This window comes from Comamonas aquatilis (assembly GCF_965139575.1).
Classification (GTDB): domain Bacteria; phylum Pseudomonadota; class Gammaproteobacteria; order Burkholderiales; family Burkholderiaceae_C; genus Comamonas; species Comamonas aquatilis.
In genome coordinates, this window is record NZ_CBCSIW010000004.1 from 1 (window position 1) to 20,024 (window position 20,024).

Annotated in this window: 19 protein-coding genes and 2 pseudogenes; 8 read left to right on the forward strand and 13 right to left on the reverse strand. The window is 62.8% G+C overall.

What is annotated here, in order from left to right; translation table 11 throughout:
- The 9 genes and pseudogenes from ACNAZA_RS06895 to ACNAZA_RS06935 form a co-directional block, all read right to left on the reverse strand.
- Positions 1 to 288 (reverse strand): annotated as a pseudogene (locus ACNAZA_RS06895) (cell envelope integrity protein TolA); the annotation flags it as partial.
- A 55-nt stretch (positions 289 to 343) separates the two neighbouring features.
- Positions 344 to 775 (reverse strand): ExbD/TolR family protein, encoded by a 432-nt coding sequence (locus ACNAZA_RS06900; RefSeq protein ID WP_120969628.1) that lies wholly within the window; start codon positions 773 to 775, stop codon positions 344 to 346.
- A 24-nt stretch (positions 776 to 799) separates the two neighbouring features.
- Positions 800 to 1,504: a protein TolQ gene (gene tolQ / locus ACNAZA_RS06905; protein WP_415795763.1), complete on the reverse strand. Its 705-nt coding sequence runs from the start codon at positions 1,502 to 1,504 to the stop codon at positions 800 to 802.
- Entirely contained in the window at positions 1,501 to 1,914 is a 414-nt protein-coding gene (gene ybgC, locus ACNAZA_RS06910; RefSeq protein ID WP_415796085.1) for a tol-pal system-associated acyl-CoA thioesterase, read from the reverse strand. The genes tolQ and ybgC overlap by 4 nt, the downstream gene beginning before the upstream one ends.
- A gap of 160 nt (positions 1,915 to 2,074) precedes the next feature.
- Positions 2,075 to 3,259 carry a pyridoxal phosphate-dependent aminotransferase gene (locus ACNAZA_RS06915; protein ID WP_415795764.1) on the reverse strand — a complete coding sequence of 395 codons (1,185 nt, stop codon included), beginning with the start codon at positions 3,257 to 3,259 and terminating at the stop codon, positions 2,075 to 2,077.
- A gap of 147 nt (positions 3,260 to 3,406) precedes the next feature.
- A complete protein-coding gene (gene nusB, locus ACNAZA_RS06920; protein WP_415795765.1) occupies positions 3,407 to 4,000 on the reverse strand; it encodes a transcription antitermination factor NusB in 594 nt (197 codons plus the stop codon).
- Positions 3,997 to 4,467: a 6,7-dimethyl-8-ribityllumazine synthase gene (gene ribH / locus ACNAZA_RS06925; protein WP_415795766.1), complete on the reverse strand. Its 471-nt coding sequence runs from the start codon at positions 4,465 to 4,467 to the stop codon at positions 3,997 to 3,999. Before ribH ends, nusB begins: the two co-directional genes overlap by 4 nt.
- A gap of 12 nt (positions 4,468 to 4,479) precedes the next feature.
- A complete protein-coding gene (ribBA, locus tag ACNAZA_RS06930) occupies positions 4,480 to 5,601 on the reverse strand; it encodes a bifunctional 3,4-dihydroxy-2-butanone-4-phosphate synthase/GTP cyclohydrolase II (protein WP_415795767.1) in 1,122 nt (373 codons plus the stop codon).
- A gap of 217 nt (positions 5,602 to 5,818) precedes the next feature.
- Entirely contained in the window at positions 5,819 to 6,142 is a 324-nt protein-coding gene (locus ACNAZA_RS06935) for a 2Fe-2S iron-sulfur cluster-binding protein (protein WP_120969607.1), read from the reverse strand.
- Between the two features lie 276 nt (positions 6,143 to 6,418).
- Here ACNAZA_RS06935 and ACNAZA_RS06940 point away from each other — a divergent pair, with 276 nt between their 5' ends.
- From ACNAZA_RS06940 to ACNAZA_RS06955, 4 genes are all read left to right on the forward strand, one after another.
- Positions 6,419 to 6,622 carry a hypothetical protein gene (locus tag ACNAZA_RS06940; RefSeq protein WP_415795768.1) on the forward strand — a complete coding sequence of 68 codons (204 nt, stop codon included), beginning with the start codon at positions 6,419 to 6,421 and terminating at the stop codon, positions 6,620 to 6,622.
- Between the two features lie 172 nt (positions 6,623 to 6,794).
- A complete protein-coding gene (locus ACNAZA_RS06945; protein WP_415795769.1) occupies positions 6,795 to 7,706 on the forward strand; it encodes an SDR family NAD(P)-dependent oxidoreductase in 912 nt (303 codons plus the stop codon).
- A gap of 265 nt (positions 7,707 to 7,971) precedes the next feature.
- Positions 7,972 to 9,498 carry a glutamate--cysteine ligase gene (gshA, locus tag ACNAZA_RS06950; RefSeq protein ID WP_415795771.1) on the forward strand — a complete coding sequence of 509 codons (1,527 nt, stop codon included), beginning with the start codon at positions 7,972 to 7,974 and terminating at the stop codon, positions 9,496 to 9,498.
- 188 nt (positions 9,499 to 9,686) lie between these two features.
- Positions 9,687 to 11,288, forward strand: coding sequence for a methyl-accepting chemotaxis protein (locus tag ACNAZA_RS06955; protein ID WP_415795772.1), 1,602 nt, complete (start codon positions 9,687 to 9,689; stop codon positions 11,286 to 11,288).
- Between the two features lie 9 nt (positions 11,289 to 11,297).
- Here ACNAZA_RS06955 and ACNAZA_RS06960 read toward each other — a convergent pair whose 3' ends face one another.
- Positions 11,298 to 11,552 (reverse strand): oxidoreductase-like domain-containing protein, encoded by a 255-nt coding sequence (locus tag ACNAZA_RS06960; protein WP_415795774.1) that lies wholly within the window; start codon positions 11,550 to 11,552, stop codon positions 11,298 to 11,300.
- Positions 11,553 to 11,554: 2 nt separating this feature from the next.
- Complete coding sequence (locus ACNAZA_RS06965) at positions 11,555 to 11,779, reverse strand: hypothetical protein (RefSeq protein ID WP_415795776.1); 225 nt, start codon at positions 11,777 to 11,779, stop codon at positions 11,555 to 11,557.
- An 83-nt stretch (positions 11,780 to 11,862) separates the two neighbouring features.
- Between ACNAZA_RS06965 and ylqF the strand changes: the two are divergent.
- A pseudogene (gene ylqF, locus ACNAZA_RS06970) lies at positions 11,863 to 12,801 on the forward strand (ribosome biogenesis GTPase YlqF); the annotation flags it as partial.
- Between the two features lie 366 nt (positions 12,802 to 13,167).
- Positions 13,168 to 15,489, forward strand: a complete 2,322-nt coding sequence (locus tag ACNAZA_RS06975; protein WP_415795778.1) for a putative bifunctional diguanylate cyclase/phosphodiesterase — start codon at positions 13,168 to 13,170, stop codon at positions 15,487 to 15,489.
- Positions 15,490 to 15,551: 62 nt separating this feature from the next.
- Here the strand turns inward: ACNAZA_RS06975 and ACNAZA_RS06980 are convergent, their stop codons facing one another.
- The gene (locus ACNAZA_RS06980) at positions 15,552 to 16,748 is read right to left on the reverse strand and encodes a M20 aminoacylase family protein (protein ID WP_415795779.1); all 1,197 of its coding nucleotides are present in this window, start codon (positions 16,746 to 16,748) and stop codon (positions 15,552 to 15,554) included.
- Between the two features lie 274 nt (positions 16,749 to 17,022).
- On the opposite strand from ACNAZA_RS06980, the gene ACNAZA_RS06985 reads away from it, so the two are divergent.
- Complete coding sequence (locus ACNAZA_RS06985; protein WP_415795780.1) at positions 17,023 to 18,045, forward strand: DHH family phosphoesterase; 1,023 nt, start codon at positions 17,023 to 17,025, stop codon at positions 18,043 to 18,045.
- A gap of 53 nt (positions 18,046 to 18,098) precedes the next feature.
- On the opposite strand, the gene ACNAZA_RS06990 is transcribed toward ACNAZA_RS06985, so the two are convergent.
- Positions 18,099 to 18,863, reverse strand: a complete 765-nt coding sequence (locus tag ACNAZA_RS06990; RefSeq protein ID WP_415795781.1) for a pseudouridine synthase — start codon at positions 18,861 to 18,863, stop codon at positions 18,099 to 18,101.
- 236 nt (positions 18,864 to 19,099) lie between these two features.
- Here ACNAZA_RS06990 and rarD point away from each other — a divergent pair, with 236 nt between their 5' ends.
- Entirely contained in the window at positions 19,100 to 19,990 is an 891-nt protein-coding gene (gene rarD / locus ACNAZA_RS06995; protein WP_415795782.1) for an EamA family transporter RarD, read from the forward strand.
- The last annotated feature ends 34 nt before the right edge of the window (positions 19,991 to 20,024 follow it).

The following is a 20,024-nucleotide window of genomic DNA, read 5'->3' on the forward strand; positions in this document are numbered from 1 at the left end:
GGCGACAACGGGCTGGGGCGGCGGCAAAGGCGTGGGTTCCGGCGCGGGAGAAGGCTCGGGTGGTGGTGAGGGCACAGGTGGCGTCGGTGCGACGGCCGCCGATGCCGGGGCCGAGCTGCTCCAGACTTCGGCCTGCACCATGGCTTCATCGATTTGCTTGAGGGGGCGCACCGTCCACAGCAGGGCGCCTATCAGCAGCCCGTGCGCGGCCAGGGCGAGCGTCCAGGAGCGCGCCCGGCCCTTGGGGCGGGGCGGTGCAAACTGGTCGCGATCTTGCTGGTTAGGCATGGTGATGAGGTGTCTGCCAGGGCATGAAAGCGGGCGGACGAATTCCTGTGTTGTTTCAGTTGCTGGAGGTGACGACGCCAAAGGCAATGCGTTTGACGCCGGCCTTGGATAGCTCCGAGTGGGCCTTCATGACTTCTTCAAACGGCAGCGTCTTGTCTGCCTGAATCTGGATGGCGCTGTCTTCGCTCTGGCCGGCTTGCCAGGATTGGGCAACGGTCTTGAGATCGTCCAGCTTGAGCGTCTGCTCGCCGCTGCCGCTCTTGAACTTGATCTCGCCGTTTTTTTCCAGCAGCACATAGGCGATGTTCTTGGTGGGCGGGCGCGAGGACTTGCCGGCCGAGGGCACGTTGATGGAGCCAGGCGTGAGCATGGGCGCCGTCACCATGAAGATGATGAGCAGCACCAGCATCACGTCGATGAAGGGCACCATATTGATTTCGTTGACGGTGCGGCGGTTGCGGCCGCCGCGTGAGCTCATAGCTGCCATGGCTTCATTCCTTGCGCTGGGCCATCAGTGGCCGGAGGCACTGTGGCTGCTGGTGCTGCCCACATTACGTTGCAGGATGTTGGAGAACTCTTCGATGAAGGTCTCTTCCTGGCTGGCCAGGCGGTCGATGTTGTGGGCGTAGCGGTTGTAGGCGGTCACGGCCGGAATGGCGGCAAACAGGCCCATGGCGGTGGCCACCAGCGCTTCGGCAATGCCCGGGGCCACGGTGGCCAGGGTGATCTGCTCCATATTGGCAAAGCCGGTGAAGGCGTGCATCACGCCCCAGACGGTGCCGAACAGACCCACATAAGGCGAGACCGATCCCACGGTACCCAGAAACGACAGGCCGGATTCGATTTCGTCGAGCTCGCGCTGGAAGCTGGCGCGCATGGCGCGGCGCGTGCCGTCCATCAGCGTGGCCACGTCGCCGATGCGGCGCTCGCGTAGTTTCTGGTATTCGCGCATGCCGCTGGCAAAAATGCGTTCCATGGGGCCGCCGCTCTTGGCGTTTTGCGTGGCGGTAGAGTACAGATCGTTCAAGCTGGTGCCGGACCAGAAGTCCTGTTCGAAGCTGTCGTTGAGCGAGCGGGCGCGCTTCAAGGTCTGGGCCTTGCGGAAAATGGTGGCCCAGCTGGCAATGGAGGCGGCCACCAAAATCAGCATGACCAGTTGCACCACCCAGCTGGCCTGCATCACGAGGCTGAGGATGGACATGTCTTGGGAGTTCATGAAAGTTGCTCCAGGATATGGTTCGGAATTCTCGTGGGGCGCATGGTCGTTCCATCCACCCACCCAATACGGATGGCGGCCTCGCACAAAAGCGTGGGCTCACCCCGTGGATTGTCTTGGTTTGTCAGCAAAGCTTGCTGCTGTATTGTGAGCGAAGCGCGGCCTGCGCTCTGCAGCCGGGCGGTAACAATCAGTTGGTCGTCCAGCCGCGCCGGGCGCAGATAGTCAAGCTCTGCAGAAGTTACGACAAAGATGCCGCCGGTTTGTTCCCGCAGCGTTTGCTGGGCAATGCCCAGGGAGCGCAGCCACTCGGTGCGGGCACGCTCGAAAAACTTCAGATAGTTGACGTAGAACACGGTGCCGCCGGCATCCGTGTCTTCCCAATAAATACGAACGGGAAAAGTGAACACCCCTTGAGCGACTGCGTCGCTTCCCCCTCTCTCGCTTTGCGGGAGGGGGACGATGCCTTCGCTGCGGGGCGGCGCGGCCGGCCTAGGCCCTTGCTCGGCATCTCTGTCACGGTGTTCGCCAGTTTCAGGCGCTGTGCGCTTGCTCTGCGTCATCTCAGGTTCAGGCCAGAAGGCGCTGCATGCGTGCCACGGCCTCTTGCAGCTGTGCCATGGAGTTGGCGGTGGAAAAGCGCACAAAGTCGGCGGTCTCATAGCTGCCGAAGTCGCGGCCCGGCGTAATCGCCAGATGGGCCCGGTCCATCAAGGCATAGGCAAAGTCCCAGCTGCCCTTGACGCCCAGCTTGTCGGCTGCGCCGCGGCAGTCGGCCCAGGCGTAGAAAGCGCCATCGGGCTTGACGGGCACGGGCAGGCCCAGGGCTTCCAGCGCCGGGATGAAATAGTCGCGTCTGGCCTTGAACTCGGCGCGACGGCGTTCGTATTCGGCAATGCTTTCGGGCTCGAAGCAGGCCAGGGCCGCGTGCTGGGCAATGGTGCTGGCGCAGATGAAGAGGTTTTGCGCCACGCGTTCGACCACGGGCACCATGGCCTCGGGCACCACCATCCAGCCCAGGCGCCAGCCCGTCATGTTGAAGTATTTGCTGAAGCTGTTGATGGAGATGATGTCTTCGCCCAGCGCCAGAGCGCTGTGGCCGAAAGCCTCGTCATGCGACAGGCCCAGATAGATCTCGTCAATGATGGTCAGGCCGCCCTTGGCGCGCACCACATCGTGAATGCGGGCCAGCTCGTCCGGGGCAATCGAGGTGCCCGTGGGGTTGGAGGGCGAGGCCAGCAGCACGCCGCGGGTCTTGTCGCCCCAGTGGGCTTGTACCTTGTCGGCGCTGAGTTGGTAGCGCTCGGCGGCCGTGGTGGGCACCATCACGGCCGTACCCTCGGCAGCGCTCACAAAGTGGCGGTTGCAGGGGTAGCTGGGGTCGGGCATGAGGATTTCATCGCCCGCGTTGATGGTGGCCAGGCAGGCCAGCTGCAGCGCCGCTGAAGCCCCGGCGGTGATGATGATGCGCCGTGCCGGCACTTCCACGCCAAAGCGCTGCGCATACCAGGCGCTGATGCGCTCGCGCAGCTCGGGCAGGCCCAGGGCCGGCGTGTATTGCGTGGTGCCGTTGTGGATGGCGCGGGCCGCCGCTTCCTGGACCAGGGGCGGGGCGGTGAAATCGGGCTCGCCAATGTTCAGAAAGATCATGGGCGAGTCGGTGTTTGCCAGCTCTTGCGCCTTTGCCTGTGCCGCCTTGGCCACTTCCATGACGTAAAACGGATCAATTCTTTCGGCGCGGGTCGAAAACTGCATGTCTGGCAAATCCTGAGAATCGGGTAGCGTGATGAGCGCTTGAAAGAGCAGTCAGATTGGCTTGAGGCCCAGTGGATTCAAGCGCTATCTGCTATGAAATCTTCAAAAAGCAAGCCAAGGTACACGGCCTTGGCTTGCTGCAGGCTATCAGGCCTGGGGGGCTTGGTCTGCCTGATCGTCCTGGGCCGTCTGGCCTTCTGCGTCGCGGCTGGGCTTGCCGGCGCGGTCGTGTTCGACTTCCTTGCTGCGCAGCTGGGGAGCCAGTCCGTTGAGCACGGCGTTCACATACTTGTGGCCGTCGGTGCCGCCAAATTCCTTGGCCAGCTCGATGCACTCGTTGAGCACCACGCGCCATGGCACGTCGGGGCAGTGCTGGAACTCATACACGCCAATCCACATGCACGCATGTTCGATGGGAGAGATTTCGCTGATGGTGCGGTCCAACTTGGGTGCAATCAGCGTATCGAGTTCCTGTTCGGCTTCCACGCAGCCGCGCAGCAGCGCGTCGTAGTGGGCCGAGTCGGCCTTGTGGAAACCGGCCAGATCGCGGGTGAAGCGGTCGATGTCGAGCACGGCGTTGTGGCCAACAATGTGCTGGTACAGGCCTTGCAGGGCGAACTCACGGGCACGGCTGCGGTTGGACTTGGAGCCTGCCTTGCGCGCGCCGGTGCTGGTGGTGCCGGTGCGGGTCTGGCGGGGAGGTCGGCTGGAGGCCGAGTGGCTGGATTGTTCGTCGCTCATGATAGGTCAAAGGTGTTGAGCAGGTTCGCCATTTCCACGGCCACACGGGCGGCGTCGCGACCCTTTTCGGTCTGGCGGGCAATGGCTTGCTCGGTGTTTTCGGTGGTGATGATCGCGTTGGCAATCGGCAGGCGATAGTCCAGGGACAGGCGTGTCACGCCTGCGCCCGATTCATTGGCTACCAGCTCAAAGTGGTATGTCTCCCCACGGATGATGCAGCCCAGTGCCACCAGTGCGTCGTACTGGTCGGTGTCTGCCATGGCCTGCAAGGCCACGGGAACTTCCAGCGCGCCGGGAACGGTGACGTGGTCGATGTTGTCGGCCGCCACGCCCAGCGCCAGCAGCTCTTCGCGGCAGGCGGCGTACAGGGTGTTGGTAATGCCTTCGTTAAAGCGTGCTTGCACGATGCCGATCTTCAGTTCGGCGCCGTTGAGGTTCTGGCCTTGGCCTTTGTATGCGTTTTGCATCTAGGGTCTCGCTTATTCTTTGGTGATGTAACCGCTGATTTCCAGGCCGTAGCCGGCCATGCTGGGCAGGCGACGGGGCTGGCCCATCAGCTGCATATGGGTCACGCCCAGCTCGCGCAGGATCTGGGCGCCGACGCCGTAGGTGCGCAAGTCCATGCGACCGCGTTCGGGCGCCTGGGCGGAACGGGCGCTGCCGTCAAACTGGGCCAGCAGCTGCTCGCCGGATTCGCCGCAGTTAAGCAGCACGGCCACGCCCTGGCCCTTGTCGGCAATATATTTCAGGCTCTCGTCCAGGTTCCAGGAATGCTGGCTGCGGCCCACTTCCAGGGCGTCGAGCACGGACAGGGGTTCGTGCACGCGCACGGCCACCGGGGTTTCGGCCTGCCATTCGCCCTTAACCAGAGCCAGGTGCACGGAGCCGCTGGGAATATCGCGGAAAGCGTGGGCAGCGAACTCGCCGTGGGCGGTCTGCAGGCTGCGGTTGCCTACTTTCTGCAGCAGGGATTCGTTGCGGCTGCGGTACTCGATCAGATCGGCAATCGTGCCGATCTTGATGCCGTGCTCGGCACAGAACAGCTGCAGATCGGGCAGGCGGGCCATGGTGCCGTCGTCTTTCATGATCTCGCAGATCACGGACGAGGGCGAGCAGCCGGCCAGCGCCGCCAAATCGCAACCGGCTTCGGTATGGCCGGCGCGCATCAGCACGCCGCCATCGACGGCCTGCAGCGGGAAGATATGGCCGGGCTGCACCAGATCGCTGGGCTTGCTGTTCTTGTCCACGGCCACTTGAATGGTGCGGGCGCGGTCGGCGGCCGAGATGCCTGTGGTCACGCCTTCGGCGGCTTCGATGGAGATGGTGAAGGCCGTGCTGTAGACCGTGCCGTTGCGTGCGGCCATGGGCGGCAGCTTCAGAAATTCGCAGCGCTCGCGGGTCAGCGTCAGGCAGATCAGGCCGCGGCCAAAGCGGGCCATGAAGTTGATGGCTTCGGGCGTGACATGGTCGGATGCCAGAACCAGGTCGCCTTCGTTCTCACGGTCTTCCTCATCAACGAGCACGACCATGCGCCCGGCGCGCATTTCTGCCACGATTTCTTCCACCGGCGAGATGGGCACGGGCTTGAGGGAGCTGTTCATGGATTGCCTTCTTGGACTTGAGCTTTATGCACTGCATAGGCTGTCAGCGGCTGGCGCACGACACGCAGCAATGAGGCATTGCCCCGGCCACCAGGGGGCTCAGGGCAGAACTTCCAAAGAACGTGAGGGCGGCGCCGGCCGCTTTCGGCTTGGCACAGGCCTTGCAGAAAGCAGCCATTCTATTCCAGCGCGCTGCATCAGTCAGGGCAGGGGGTGATCAGAATTCGTGATCCTTGAGAACCACATCGCTGTCCGGATAGGCGCAGCAGGGCAGCACATAGCCTTCGGCCTTTTCCTCGGCTGTCAGCCCCGGCCATTCGATTTCGTAGCGCACCGAGCCCGAGACCATCTGGCCCAGACAGGTGCGGCAGGTGCCGTTGCGGCAGGAGCTGGGCCAGTCCACGCCGCCGCCTTCCAGCGAATCGAGCAAGGACTGGTCGGCCCAGGCATCGACCTGCTGGCCGCTGGGCTCGCACTTGGCAATATAGAAAGGGGGGGCGAACAAGGAGGCGTTGTCTGGTTGGGACTGGCTGCTGGACATGTGGTTTGTCTCTAGTCAAGGCGGTGACGGTGCGGATAAAGGGCATGAGAGCTTCTTTAAGCGCTGCGGCAAACCGCCGTTTGTATCGCGTTTGCGGCGGCCGCAGGCCTTGCCGGCTCAGTGCCCCGGCTGTCAGCGCTGCCTTGTTTTTAAGCGGTTTTTGAAAATCTCAACAAAAACAAAGCTTTGCATGACTTGTGCGGGGCTTTCGGCGGCTTGTCCACATGCTTGTGCCGCAAAAACGGGGATAAGGCAGAAGCCGGAGTGCAGCCCGATGTGACCTGGTTTGCCTTAAATTTAAGCAGTGAAAACTTTATGCTTTGTAATCAAATACTTGAGCTACTTATCCCGCCGGCAGGCGCAGTTGTTCACAAGATTGTCCAGCGAGTGCATGAACAAGTCATCGTGGCTGCGATGACTGAATTTAATCAAAAACAGGAGCGGATGGCTCAAGTCCTATCTATTTTTATCAATTCATAAATCCTGAAGATCAATCAGGGTCAGCGCCAGATGCAATCAAATTGATATCGCCTGCTGCGAATGGCTCCAGATTTACCCCAGCGCAGTCACCTAGGTAACGCTGCACTGCAGCATGCGCCTCTAAATTGGCTAGAGTGGATTGGTCCGAATATTTCAAAGAGGAGCGGAGAGCATGGCAATGGATTTTCAAGGTCGTGTGGCCATCGTGACGGGCGCAGGCGGCGGTCTGGGTCGGCTGCATGCGCTGGCGCTGGCCCAGCGCGGAGCCAAGGTGGTGGTCAATGATCTGGGCGGCGCTCTCGACGGCTCGGGCAGCTCGGCCACGGCAGCGCAAAAAGTGGTGGATGAGATTCGCGCCGCCGGCGGCGAGGCCATGGCCAGCGCAGCTTCGGTGACCGACTTCGAGGCCGTGCAAGCCATGGTGCAGCAGACGGTGGACGCCTGGGGCCGGGTGGACATCCTGGTCAACAACGCCGGCATCTTGCGCGACAAGAGTTTTGCCAAGATGGACATGGCCGATTTCCGCCTGGTGGTGGATGTGCACCTGATGGGCGCGGCCAACTGCAGCAAGGCCGTGTGGCCGCATATGCAGGCGCAAAACTACGGCCGCATCGTGATGACGACGTCGTCCACGGGGCTGTACGGCAACTTCGGTCAGGCCAACTACGGCGCAGCCAAGCTGGCGCAAGTGGGGCTGATGCAGACCCTGGCCATCGAAGGCGCCAAGAACAATATCCGCGTCAACGCCCTGGCACCCACGGCCGCCACCCGCATGACAGCCGGCCTGCTGCCCGAGCCCGTGCTCGAAGCCTTGAAGCCCGAGGCCGTGGTGCCCGCCATGCTGGTGCTGGCCCATGAAAGCGCGCCCACCCGCACTATTTTGTGCGCCGGCGCTGGCGGTTTTGAAGCCGCCCACATCACTATGACCGAAGGCCTTTACCTGGGCATAGGCGAGAGCGTGCCCGAAGAGTTGGCCGCGCGTCTGGCCGAAGTCACGGCCCGCGAGGGCGAGCAGGTGCCGGGTGGTGGCTCGGTCCAGGGTCAGGTGGAGGTGGGCAAGGCCATGAAAGCCCACGGACATTGAGCGCTAGCACAGCCGCAAAAAGCCCTGCCGTACGGGCTTTTTGTACTGAGAAAGTGGGCGTTTCCTCACATTTCGATAGCCGCCCAGCCTGACAGTTTGCTGGCTTTGTTGCCCGATTTTGCTAGGCGCAACAGGCCATCAGACGTGGTTAAGCGGCTAGCGCACATCGCAATGCAGCGTGTTTCTCTATCATTCGCCGTCTGGGCGCGATCAGGCAGACGGGGTTTGTCGTCAGCGTCTTCACTAACAAAACGGTAAACCAAGAATGAAGACATCGCAGACCACCATGAACATGCCGGCCGCCGACAGGCTGCTGGGCATTCGTCGTGGCATAGAGAAAGAGGGATTGCGGGTGCTGCCCACGGGCTCGCTGGCGCTGACGCCGCACCCCGCTCCTCTGGGCTCGGCCCTGACCCATCCCCACATCACCACCGACTACAGCGAATCCCAGCTGGAGCTGATTACCGGTGCGCGTCTGGGTGTGCAGGAGTGCACGGACGAGCTGACCGAGGTACACCAGTTTGTGCTGCGCAACCTCAACGACAGCGGCGAGTTGCTGTGGAATGCCAGCATGCCTTGCCGCTTGCCCACGGACGAGACGATTCCGCTGGGCCGCTACGGCAGCTCGCACTCGGGCCGCTCCAAGAGCGTGTACCGCATGGGCCTGGGCCACCGCTATGGCCGCCGCATGCAGACGATTTCGGGCATTCACTACAACTGGTCCATGCCCGGCGTCAGCAGCGACGAGTACTTTGCGCTGATCCGCAACTTCCGTCGCCATGCTTTTGTGCTGCTGTTCCTCTATGGTGCTTCGCCCGCGCTGTGCCCCTGCTTTGTGGAAGGGCGCGAGCACCGGCTGCAGCCGCTGGGCGACGGCAAGGATGCGCTGCACCTGCCTTATGCCACCTCGCTGCGCATGGGGCGGCTGGGCTATCAAAGCGATGCGCAGTCCAGCATCTGCGTAAGCTACAACGGCCTGGAAGGCTATGCCAACTCGCTGCACGAAGCACTGACCCGCCCCTATCCAGCCTACGAGCAACTGGGCGTGCGCAATCCCGGTGGTGATTACAACCAGCTGGGCACGGGCTTGCTGCAGATAGAAAACGAGTTCTACGGCACCATACGCCCCAAGCGCACCGTCAAAAGCGGCGAGCGCCCGCTGCACGCTTTGCGCGAGCGCGGCGTGGAGTATGTGGAAGTGCGTTTGATGGACATCGACCCGTATGAGACCGTGGGCATTGCCTCGGCCACCATGCGCATGATCGATGTGTTTTTGCTGCACTGCCTGCACTCCGACAGCCCGCCCGATACGCCGCAGGAAATTGCCGACCTCAAGCACAACCAGCACCTGGCCGCAGAGCAGGGCCGCGAGCCCGGTCTGATGCTTAACCGCCGCGGCCAGCAGGTGTCGCTGATCGACTGGGCGCAAGAGGTGTTGCAGCAATGCCTCCCCTACGCCCAGGCCCTGGATGCCGCCAATAGCAGCAGCGACTACACGGCCGCGCTGGAGCAGGCGCTGGCACGTGTGAACGGCAGCGAGATCACGCCTTCGGCACAGGTCTTGCAGCAGCTGAGCAGCGAATACGGCAACCGCTTCATCGACTTCATGACCGCGCAGTCGGCCAAGGCGCGCGATGCGCTGCTGCACATGCCCTGGACGGCGCAGCAGCAAAGCCGCTTTGAAAAACTGGCCGAAGAATCGGTGGCGGCCCAGGCGCTCATCGAAGCGGCGGACACGCTGAGCTTTGAAGAATGGCGCCAGCGCTATATGGACCCGGCCAGTCTGCTTTGAAGCAGTCATTTTGATAGCTTAAAGCGCTTGCAACTGAAGGGTTGCAAGCGTTTTTTTCTTGTTTTTTCACCATGTCATCAGCGTGACATGCTTGTTTCATATCGTAAGCAAAGGCGGGCGGTCACTTCAGCCCGCGTTTGATGAGCGATAAGTGCATGCTGTTTCTGAAGACATTCCAAAACCTTTCCGTGGCCCGTAAGATGTGGGCGCTGTTTCTGGGCCTGCTGCTGTGCAGCGTATGGGTGGCGGGCGGACTGTTCGCCTATCTGCAAAGCGTGGAGCAAAAAGTCAGCACCGCCGTGCAGTCCACCGATCAGCGCATCAACCTGGCCCTGCGCTGGCAGGGTTTGAGCCTGCAAAGCGTGGAGGCGGCGCTGGCCAGCGTGCTTTCCTCCGAAGAGCATCTGATCGCCCATCTCTCTCAAAAAGCGCGGGCCTTGATGGCGCAGGCCAGCGGTTTGCAGCAACAGGTGCAGGCCGTCGCCACCAGCGCCACCGATCTGCAGGGTCTGGCCCTGGTGGAAAAGGAGCGCAAGGCCGTGCTCGACATCTATGAGCAGGCCTATCAGGCGCGCGATCTGGGCAAGGCCTGGGAAGCGCAGAAGCTGGTGGATGAGCAACTGGTGCCAGCTGCGGCGCGCTATGTGAAAGCGCAGGACGGCTTTATCGCCGCGCAGCAGCAGCAGCGACTGGATGCCGAACAGCAAGGCCGCGCCCAGAGCCTGCTGGCCAAGCGCATGGCCGTGGGTGTGGGCCTGTTCATGGGTTTGCTGGGGGCGCTGCTGTCGCTGGCCACCATTCGTTCCATCACCACGCCGCTGCAGCAGGCCGTGACGCTGGCGCAGAACATTGCCGCCGGCGATCTGTCCTATGCGCCGCGCAGCGAGCGCACGGATGAGATGGGGCAGTTCATGCAGGCGCTGGCTCAGATGACGCGGCAGTTGCGCGGCCTGGTGGGCGATGTTCAGGGCGGGGTGGTGGCCGTGGCCGCCGCATCGAGCCAGATGGCGCAGGACAACAGCGATCTATCGGCACGCACCGCCTATGCGGCAGAGCAACTCAAGTCCACGGTAGGCAGCATCGAAGGCATGGTGACGCTGGTCAACCAGTCGGCCGACAGCGCTTTGCATGCCGATCAAAGCGCCCGCAGTGCGGCGCTGGCAGCGGAAAGCGGTGGCTCGGCAGTGCAGGAGGTGGTGCGCAGCATGCAGCATATGGCGCAAAGCAGTCAGCAGGTGGCAGCCATTGTGAGCGTGATCGATGGCATCGCTTTTCAGACCAATATCCTGGCGCTCAATGCCGCCGTGGAGGCTGCGCGCGCCGGTGCGCAGGGCCGAGGCTTCGCCGTGGTGGCGGCCGAAGTGCGAGAGCTGGCCCAGCAAAGTGCCGAGGCTGCCAAGCAGATTCGCCAGCTCATGCTGCACTCCTCGAAGCAGGTGCAGTCGGGCACGGAGCTGGCGCTGCAGGCCGGCCAGCGCATGGAGCATATCGTGCGCGATGTGCACAAGGTCAGCGGCCTGATTGCCTCGATCACCGAAGCGGCCCAGGCTCAGAACCAGGGCATTGCACAGATCAGCGATGCCGTTCAGGAGCTCGACGACATGACCAGCCAGAACGCCGCCCTGGTGGCCGAATCGAGCGCTGCGGCGCAGGAACTGTTTACCCAGGCTCAGCGACTGGAGGCCGGAACCGGGCGCTTCAGACTGGTCAATGAGGTGTATCTGTCGCAGTCAGATGCTATTGATTTTGAAGTCAAGGCGCATGCTGCACGCCCACTGGCGCTGGTTTAGCTTCAAATTTCAGGCGTGCAGCGCTGCTACGGCAGCTTCGGTGACGGCTTGCTCCGCGTCCTCGCACCAGAACTGCAGGGCATCAAAAAAACCTTCCCAGACACAGCCGTTGCAGCCACGGCCGCAGCAGCTGCTGGGCTGGGGCGGCGGAGGGCGCAGGCTTAGCTGCAGCGCAGCGGCGCGCCCGGTCCACAGCGCAATTTGGGCCTGGGCCTGGCTCAGCGGCTGCAGCAGGGCCTCGGGCTGGCTCTCGACGAGGGCCATGCTCAGCCTTTTTTGCGGCGCAGCAGAAACTGCACGATAAAGGCCGCACCCAGAATCAGCGCAAACCAGCCCACCAGATAGGACTGGGCAAACAGCTGGCCTATGCCGCTCTCGGGCTTGAAAATCGGGGCCGCCAGAATGATGATGCCGATCAGCGCAATCGTCATGCCCTTGATCAGAATCTCGTTGTGGGATTTGGATTTTTTGGGGGCGGAAGGCAGGGGCATAGCAGGGCGCATCGGTCAGAAAAGCAGAGGGCGATTATGCTTGCCCGCCTTATTTCCCCTCAAGACAAGAAAGAAAACCCGTTATGGCCATCCAATGGTTCCCCGGTCACATGCACCTGACGCGCCAGGCCATCATGGAGCGCGTCAAAGATATTGACGTGGTCATTGAGGTGCTGGACGCGCGCCTGCCCGGCTCCAGCGCCAATCCCCTGCTGCTGGAGATGACGGGCCACAAGCCGCGCCTGAAGATTCTCAACAAGCAGGATCTGGCCGATGCCGCACAAACCAAGGCCTGGCTGGACTGGTACAACGCCCAGAGCGAGACCCGGGCCATTGCGCTCGATGCCTCCGAGCCCGCCCCCACCAAGCGTCTGATCGAGCAATGCAAGCTGCTGGCGCCTTCGCGCGGCGGCATGGCCAAGCCCATGCGCGTGCTGATCTGCGGCGTGCCCAATGTGGGCAAGTCCACGCTGATCAATTCCATGAGCGGCAAGACCCAGGCCAAGACCGGCAACGAGGCCGGCATCACCAAGATCGAGCAGCGCATTGTGCTGGCCGATGATTTCTATCTCTGGGACACGCCCGGCATGCTGTGGCCGCGCATCATTGTGGAAAAAAGCGGCTTCAATCTGGCCGCCAGCGGCGCCGTGGGCCGCAATGCCTATGACGAAGAGCTGGTGGCGCTGGAGCTGCTGATCTATCTGCAAAAGAACTACGCAGCGATGCTGGATGCACGCTACAGGCTGGGCCTGGATGCGGCCGAGATTGCGGCCCTGCATGATGACGAGCTTCTGACCCTGATAGGCAAAAAGCGCGGCGCCGTGATGAGCGGTGGCCGGGTGAACTTGCAAAAAGCGGCCGAGCTGGTGCTTACCGACTTCCGCGATGCCATTCTGGGGCGCATCACGCTGGAAACCCCGGCCGAGTTCGAAGCCTGGCTGGCCGCAGGCCAGATCAAGGATGCCGAGCGCCAGGCCAAAAAGGATGCCATCGCCGCCAAAAAGCGCCGTCCTCCCCGCCCACCGCGTGAAGAGGGAAGCGCCGCCAAGCCGGCAGCAAAGCCCGCGGCAAAACCGGCAGTCAAGGCCGCACCCAAACCCGCCCCCAAGCCTGAAACCAAGGCCGCACCAAAACCTGCAGCGAAATCTGGAGCTAAAGCGGTGGTCAAGACCGCCAGCAGGCCCACGGCGCCCAGGCCGGTCAAGCTTGCGGCGGCCAAGCCCCGAAAGTCGCGCTCGCGCTGAGACTGTCGGCAGCTTCTGATCGCCCCGTTCTGGCCGGAGGGGCGATTGGTGACGGCGGTGTGACGCTGTGCAGGTGTCCGATAGCGGTGGCAGCCAACTGAGGCTAGGATGGTGCACCCCACCTCCGGAGGATGCCGCTTGCCCATGCAACGTTTTTTCGTCGAGGCAAAAAACCGCGTGTCCATGCGACGCATGCTGTGGTTCGCCTGCCTCTGGATGAGCGCTCTGGGCCTGGTGACGGCTGCGGCCAGTCTGATCTCCCCCCGCATCTCCTGGGGCGATGTGCTGCTGTTTTTGCTGCTGATTCCCATAGCGGCCATGGCGATGACTCTGGCCCGTTTGCGGCGCTGGGATGTGGCGATGGTGATCTTTGTCTGGGGCAACTGGCTGTGGGTGGCGGCTGCCGCCGGCTGGTCTGGCGGTATGGACAGCAAGGCTGTCATGGCCTTGCCGGTCTGGATGGTCATCACGGCATGGCTGCTGGGTTTTGCGCACACCCTGGTCATGCTGGTCTTGTCAGTGGCGCTGCTGCTGCTTTTCTGGGCGCTGGATCACTTGGGTATTAGTCAGCTGCCGGCAGAGCAGATTTTGGGCGCGGCGGGCCTGTTCTATGTGCTGGGCATGCTGGGCCTGGCCGTGGCAGCCACGCTGATGGCCCGCGCCAGCCTGGGCCGGCAGGCGCTCAAAAGCATGGAAATCCTGCGTTCACTGGAGCAAAGCCAGCAGGAATTGCGCAAATTCCACCGTGCGGTCGAGCAAAGCCCAGAGAGCATTGTCATCACCGACACCCATTTGCAGGTGGTGTATGTGAACGACGCATTTTTGGCCCGCACCGGCTATAGCCGCGGCGAGGTCCTGGGCCAGCCTACGGAGCTGGTGTCCACCATGGGGCTGGACCGGAACAAGCGCCAGCGCGCTCTGGCGGAGTTGCTGGCCGGTCGCATCTGGCGCAGCGAGATGACCAACCGCACCCGCAACGGCGCGGCATTGCGCGAGTCGGTGCTGGTGGCGCCGATACGTTCGCCTCAAGGCGAGATCGTCAACTATGTGGAGCTCAAGCAGGATCTGTCCGAACGCGTGGATGCGGCGCGGCGCATTCACGATCTGGTCTATCTCGATGTGCTGACCGGCCTGGCCAACCGGCATTCGCTGGCGCTCAAAGTCAAGGCACTTTCGCGCGCCAACAAGGCGGCTGCGAGCTGGCATGGGCTGATGCTGGTGGATGTGGATCGCTTTTCCAGCTTCAACGATGTGCACGGCATGCAGCATGGCGATGCCGTGCTGCGCGCTTTCGCGCTGCGGCTGGTGGAGCAACTTCCCGAGGGCGTGCTGATTGCCCGCATTTCCAGGGCCGAGTTTGCCGTGCTGTTCGAATCCGCAGGCGACAGCATCGAGGCGGTGCAGGCTTTGCTGGTCAGCGAGGCCGGAGCCTTGCAAAAATCATTGCAAAAGCCCTTGAGCATCATGAACAGCTCTGAGTCGGAGGCCATTTCCTGCAGCATCGGCTGTGCGGTGCTGGAGCTGGAGCAAGGCGCTCCTGAGGGAAATGATGTGCTGCGCTTTGCCGGCGTGGCCCTGAACGAGGCCAAGCGTAGCGGCCCCGGCAACATGGCCCTGTTCGATCCGCGCATGGCCGAACTGGCCCACAGGCGTTTTCGCATCGCCAAGGATTTGCGTGCCGGCATTCCGGCCGGCCAGCTGCGCATGTATGTACAAGCCCAGGCCAACCATGAGGGCGTGTGCGTGGGCGGCGAGGTGCTGGTGCGCTGGCAGCATCCGCAATGGGGTCTGGTCGGCCCGGCGGACTTCATTGCGGTGGCCGAGGAGTCGCAGCTGATCGTGCAGCTGGGCGACTGGGTGCTGCGCCAGGCCTGTGCCTTGCTGGCTCAAGCCGAGTTCGCGGCCCATGGGCTGCGTCTGTCGGTCAATGTCAGCGCCATACAGTTTGCGCATGCGGACTTTGTGTCCACGCTCAAAAGCATTCTGGCCGATAGCGGTGCCAGCCCCGAGCGGCTGACACTGGAGATTACCGAAGGCGTGCTGATGCGCGATGTGGATGTGGCGCGGGCCCGCTTGCATGAGCTGCGCGCGCTGGGCCTGGAGATTGCGCTGGACGACTTTGGCACCGGCTACTCGTCCATTGCCAGCTTGAAGCATCTGCCGATACAGGAGCTCAAGATAGACCAGAGCTTTATTCGCGGCAGCCATGTCAGCGAGATTGATGCCGCGCTGGTGGAGGCCATTGTCCGCATGGCCGCACGTCTGCAGTTGCGCGTGGTGGCCGAGGGGGTGGAGCTGGCCGCCCAGGCCCGGCTGCTCAAGGCCTGGAACCCGGCGATTGTGCTTCAAGGCCTGTATTACGGCAAAGCGCAGCCGGTGGAGGACTGGCTGCCCATGGTGCTGGGCCACAGGCCGCCGTCGCCGGATCAAGGGCCTCAGGCCACCATCGAGGGCTTGCGGCTCTGAACGCCAACGAAAAAGGCCAGCAAGTTCAAGTCTTGCTGGCCTTTGTAAAGGGCGGTCTCGCCTTAGGCTGCTGGTTGCTCAAACCAGCGGCGCGCCATCAGGTCCCAGAACTTGGAACCCCGGGCGAGATTGTCGTCATTGAAGTCATAAGCCGGGTTGTGCAGGCTCACTCCGGGCTGGTCGCCCTTGGCATTGCCGATCCAGCCATAGGCGCCGGGCACAGCTTCGAGCATGAAACCGAAGTCTTCGGAGGTCATGGCGGGCAGCACGTCGTCAAAGGCATTCTCATCGCCCACCACTTCCCGCATCACGGCGGCCATGAACTTGGCTTCCTTGGCGTGGTTGGTTGTGTTGGGATAGGCGCCGGGGCGCAGCGTGAACTCGGCCGTGCACTGGTGGGCGGCGGCCACATGGCTGCTGATGCGCTTGAGGCCTTCGACGAACATCTCGCGCGTTTCCTTTTTCAAGGTGCGCACGGTGCCGGCGATGATGGCGTCATCGGGAATGATGTTTTCCACGGTGCCGCTGGTGATCTTGCCCACGGTGAGCACGGCGGAATCCAGCGGATCGGTGCTGCGCGAGACCAGGGTCTGCAGCTGCGTCACGATGGCGCAGGCCACAGGAATCGGATCCAGCGTGGTGTGGGGCATGGCAGCGTGGCCGCCCTTGCCGTGGACCTTGATCTGGAAACGCAGGGTGGAGGCCATGATGGGCCCCACACGCACGGCCATCTGGCCGGCGGGCAGCGAAGGCCAGTTGTGCAGTGCAAACACGGCTTCGCAGGGGAATTTTTCAAACAGGCCGTCGTCCATCATGGCCTTGGCGCCGGCACCGCCTTCTTCAGCGGGCTGGAAGATCAGGTGAACCGTGCCGTCAAAGTCAGGGTGCTGGGCCAGGGTGGTGGCAGCGCCCAGCAGCATGGTGGTGTGGCCGTCGTGGCCGCAGGCATGCATGCGGCCCTTGTTCTGGCTGATATGGCCGAAGGTGTTGATTTCCGTGACGGGCAGGGCATCCATGTCGGCACGGATGCCTATGCTGCGGCCGGGGTTGTCCTTGCTACGGCCCTTGCCGTAGATGCTGGCGACGATGCCGGTCTGGCCCAGGCCGCGGTGCGCGGTCAGGCCCAGCGCCGAGAGGTAGGCTGCAATCTTGTCGCCTGTACGGTGCTCTTCGTACTTGAGCTCGGGGTTGGCGTGCAGGTCGCGGCGGAAATTGAGCAGCGTACCGAGATGAGGTGTGATATCGGGAGTAGATCGCATACAGGGGCCGCGGAGCACCCGTGGGAATCCCACTTTTTCGGCAGGCGGACCTGCCGGTGGCCGCAGCATTTCAATGGCAAGACCCCCATCATAGGCGCATGCGCAGCCCAGGGCCTTAGGTAGATACCGAAGGCCCGGCGATTGCCCGCCTGTGCTAGCCCAAGCCGTGAGCTGACAATCACTTATGCCGCTCAGGGGCAATGCCGCAGTCTCTCTCCGGGGTGGGGCCGGGCTTCACACGGCTGCAGATGCAAACAGCGACAATATCGACCATATGACCCCACAGAATTCCAAACTGCCGCTGTTTCAGCAATTGCTGGTTCGCCCCGATCGCAACGACCCCAAGCCCCTGATCCTCTACCACGGCCGCCGCTGCCCCGACGGTTTTGGCGCGGCCCTGGCCGCTTGGCTGTTCTATGAAGGCCAGGCCGAGTTTCGCGGTCTCGACCATGGCGAAATCCTGAATGCAGACGATCTGGGTGACTTGACGGGTCGTGCCGTGTACGTGCTGGACTTTGCTTTTGAGCCCGTGCTGCTGGCCGAAATCGAGTCGCGCGTCTCCAAGCTGGTGGTGCTGGATCACCACAAGAGCGCAGCCGAGAAGCTGACGGGTTACCAGTGCCGCTGCGGTGTGGTGCATTTCGACATGAACAAGTCCGGCGCGCGTCTGGGCTGGGAGTTCTTCCAGTCCGACAAGCCCGTGCCCGGCCTGATTCGCTATATCGAAGACCGCGATATCTGGAAGTGGGAATTCAAGGAAAGCGCGCCTTTTCTGGCGGCGCTGGACATGGAGCCCGTGCGCAGCTTTGAGCGCTGGGCCGAAATTGCCGCTTTCACGCCCGAGCAGGAGGCCGTCTACATGGCCCGTGGCGGTGCCATGGACGAGAAATTCCAGAAGCTGTGCGCCGACATCGCCGACGGCGCCCAGGTGCTGGTCTTCAACGGCATGCAAGGCCTGATGGTCAACTGCCCCGGCATGTTCCACAGCCAGGTCGGCGACTTGTTGGCGCGCCAGAGCGGCAGCTTTGCCCTGATGTGGCATGCCAATCACAAGGGCACCAAGGTCGGTTTGCGCTCGCGCTCGGAGTTCAATTGCATTCCGCTGGCCGAAAGCTTTGGTGGCGGCGGTCATGCCCAGGCCTGCGGTTTCAAGATGCCTAACGAGCGTCTGGTCGAGTTGTTGCAGGGCGAGCTCAAGGCCGACCCCGAAGCCACTTACGAGTTTGTGGCGGCGCCCAGCCTGCAGTTTGATGAAGAGGGCAAGTGGGTGCGTGACACGCCCAAGGCGGCGCTTTAATTCATAAAACCATAGCTGTCAGCGCTTGATGGATAAGCGCTGGCAGCTATTTTTTATGGAAGGAACTGCCAGCCGGGCAAGGCCAGCAGCTTTTGCCAGTCCAGTGCTTCCTGTACATGCGAAAGCGTTGACCAGTCGGCTTCAAAGCGCATGGGCACTCCGGTGAGGGGGTGTGGAATTTCCAACGCCTTGGCGTGCAGCCATAGCCGCTGCAGGCCCAGGCGCTCGGCCCACCAGCGGTTCAGCGGTCCTTTGCCATGGGTGGCATCGCCAATGATGGGATGGGCCACATGCTTCAAATGCCGGCGGATCTGGTGGCGGCGGCCCGTGGTGGGCAGGGCCTGCACCAGGCTGATACGGGTCTCGGGGTGACGGCCGTCATAGCTCTCGGGCCATGACAGGCGTGCCAGGCAGCGCAGCTGGGTGTGGGCCTCCTGCACCGGGGCGTCCTCGGGGGCGTCATCGGGCTTGAGCGCATGGTCCACCTCCAGAACCTCGGGCAGCCAGCCGCGCACCAGGGCCAGATACTCCTTGCGCGTGGCGTGGGCGGCAAAGCTTGCGGCCAGGGCTTGTGTGGCCTGTTTGTGCAAGCCCATGACGAGAACGCCGCAAGTGCCCTTGTCCAGACGGTGCACGGGATAGACATGCCGGCCCAGCTGATCGCGCAGGGTTTGCATCACAAACCGGGTTTCATGCGCATCCAGCCCCGTGCGGTGCACCAGCCAGCCCGCCGGTTTGTAGACCACCACCATGTGCTCGTCCTGCCAGAGTATGTGCAAAGGCGCTGGCGTTTCGGGGCAGGGGGCGGCTTCAGTCATGGGCGGGCAGGGCGAGGCAAAGAGCAGGCAAGGGTGCCGCACTGTACAGGTAAAGCCTAAGGGGCGCCGGGCCTGACTGTCTTGACTTGTAGGCGAAGCTGGCGGCCATGGCGTGGCCGACAATGGCCGGCGCCGGCCACGTGTGTTGAAAGCTCATGATTCGATAGCGTATTGTGCTTTTCGGATAAGGGCTGCAAGAGTTTTTGATTCGTGTTTGTTTGGATTGCGTGTTTGTGATGTTCAAAGGTGTTGTGGTCTCGGTTCTGGCATCCCTGCTGTTTGGTGCCATTTACTATCTGTCGCCGTTTCTGGCACCGCTGGACGGCGAACAGATTTTCGGCTGGCGGGTGCTGATGACGCTGCCCTTCACCACGCTGCTGCTGCTCTGGCGCAAGGAGCTGACGGCGGCGCTGGCGCTGCTGGCCCGGGCCCGGCGCGAACCGGTGTTTGCCGCTCAGCTGGTACTGAGTGCGGCCTTGCTGGGCGTGCAGCTGTGGATTTTCATGTGGGCGCCCATGAACGGGCGGGCGCTGCCGGTATCGCTGGGCTATTTTCTGCTGCCGTTGGTCATGGTGGTGGCCGGTCGCCTGCTGTTTGCCGAGCGGCTCAGCCCCGGGCAGAGCCTGGCCGCCGGCGTGGCGGCTCTGGGTGTGGCCCACGAGTTCTGGCAGGCCGGTGGCATGTCCTGGGAGACCTGGGTGGTGGCCCTGGGCTATACGCTGTATTTCGCGCTGCGCCGCGTTCTGCGCACCGATACGCTGGCCGGCCACTGGATAGACATGGGTCTGCTGCTGCCGGCGGCGCTGGCCTTTAGCTTTCGTGCGCCCAATAGCTGGCCGTTGGTGGCCGATCACCATGCCTTGTGGCTGCTCTTGCCCCTGCTGGGCCTGGTCAGCGCCGTGGCGTTGGCGCTGTACATGCTGGCCAGCCGCTGGCTGCCCATGGGCTTGTTCGGTTTGCTGTCCTATGCGGAGCCGGTGCTGCTGGTGCTGGTGGCCTGGCTGCTGGGCGAGAGCATCGAGCCCGCGCAGCTGCCGACCTACGCCCTGATTTTTGCCGCCGTAGGTCTGCTGATGCTGGACGGTGCCTGGCATTGGTGGCGTGGGCGTTCACACAGTGCTTACTGAGGCTTGTTCATTGAAAGCCCCAAAATAGTGCATA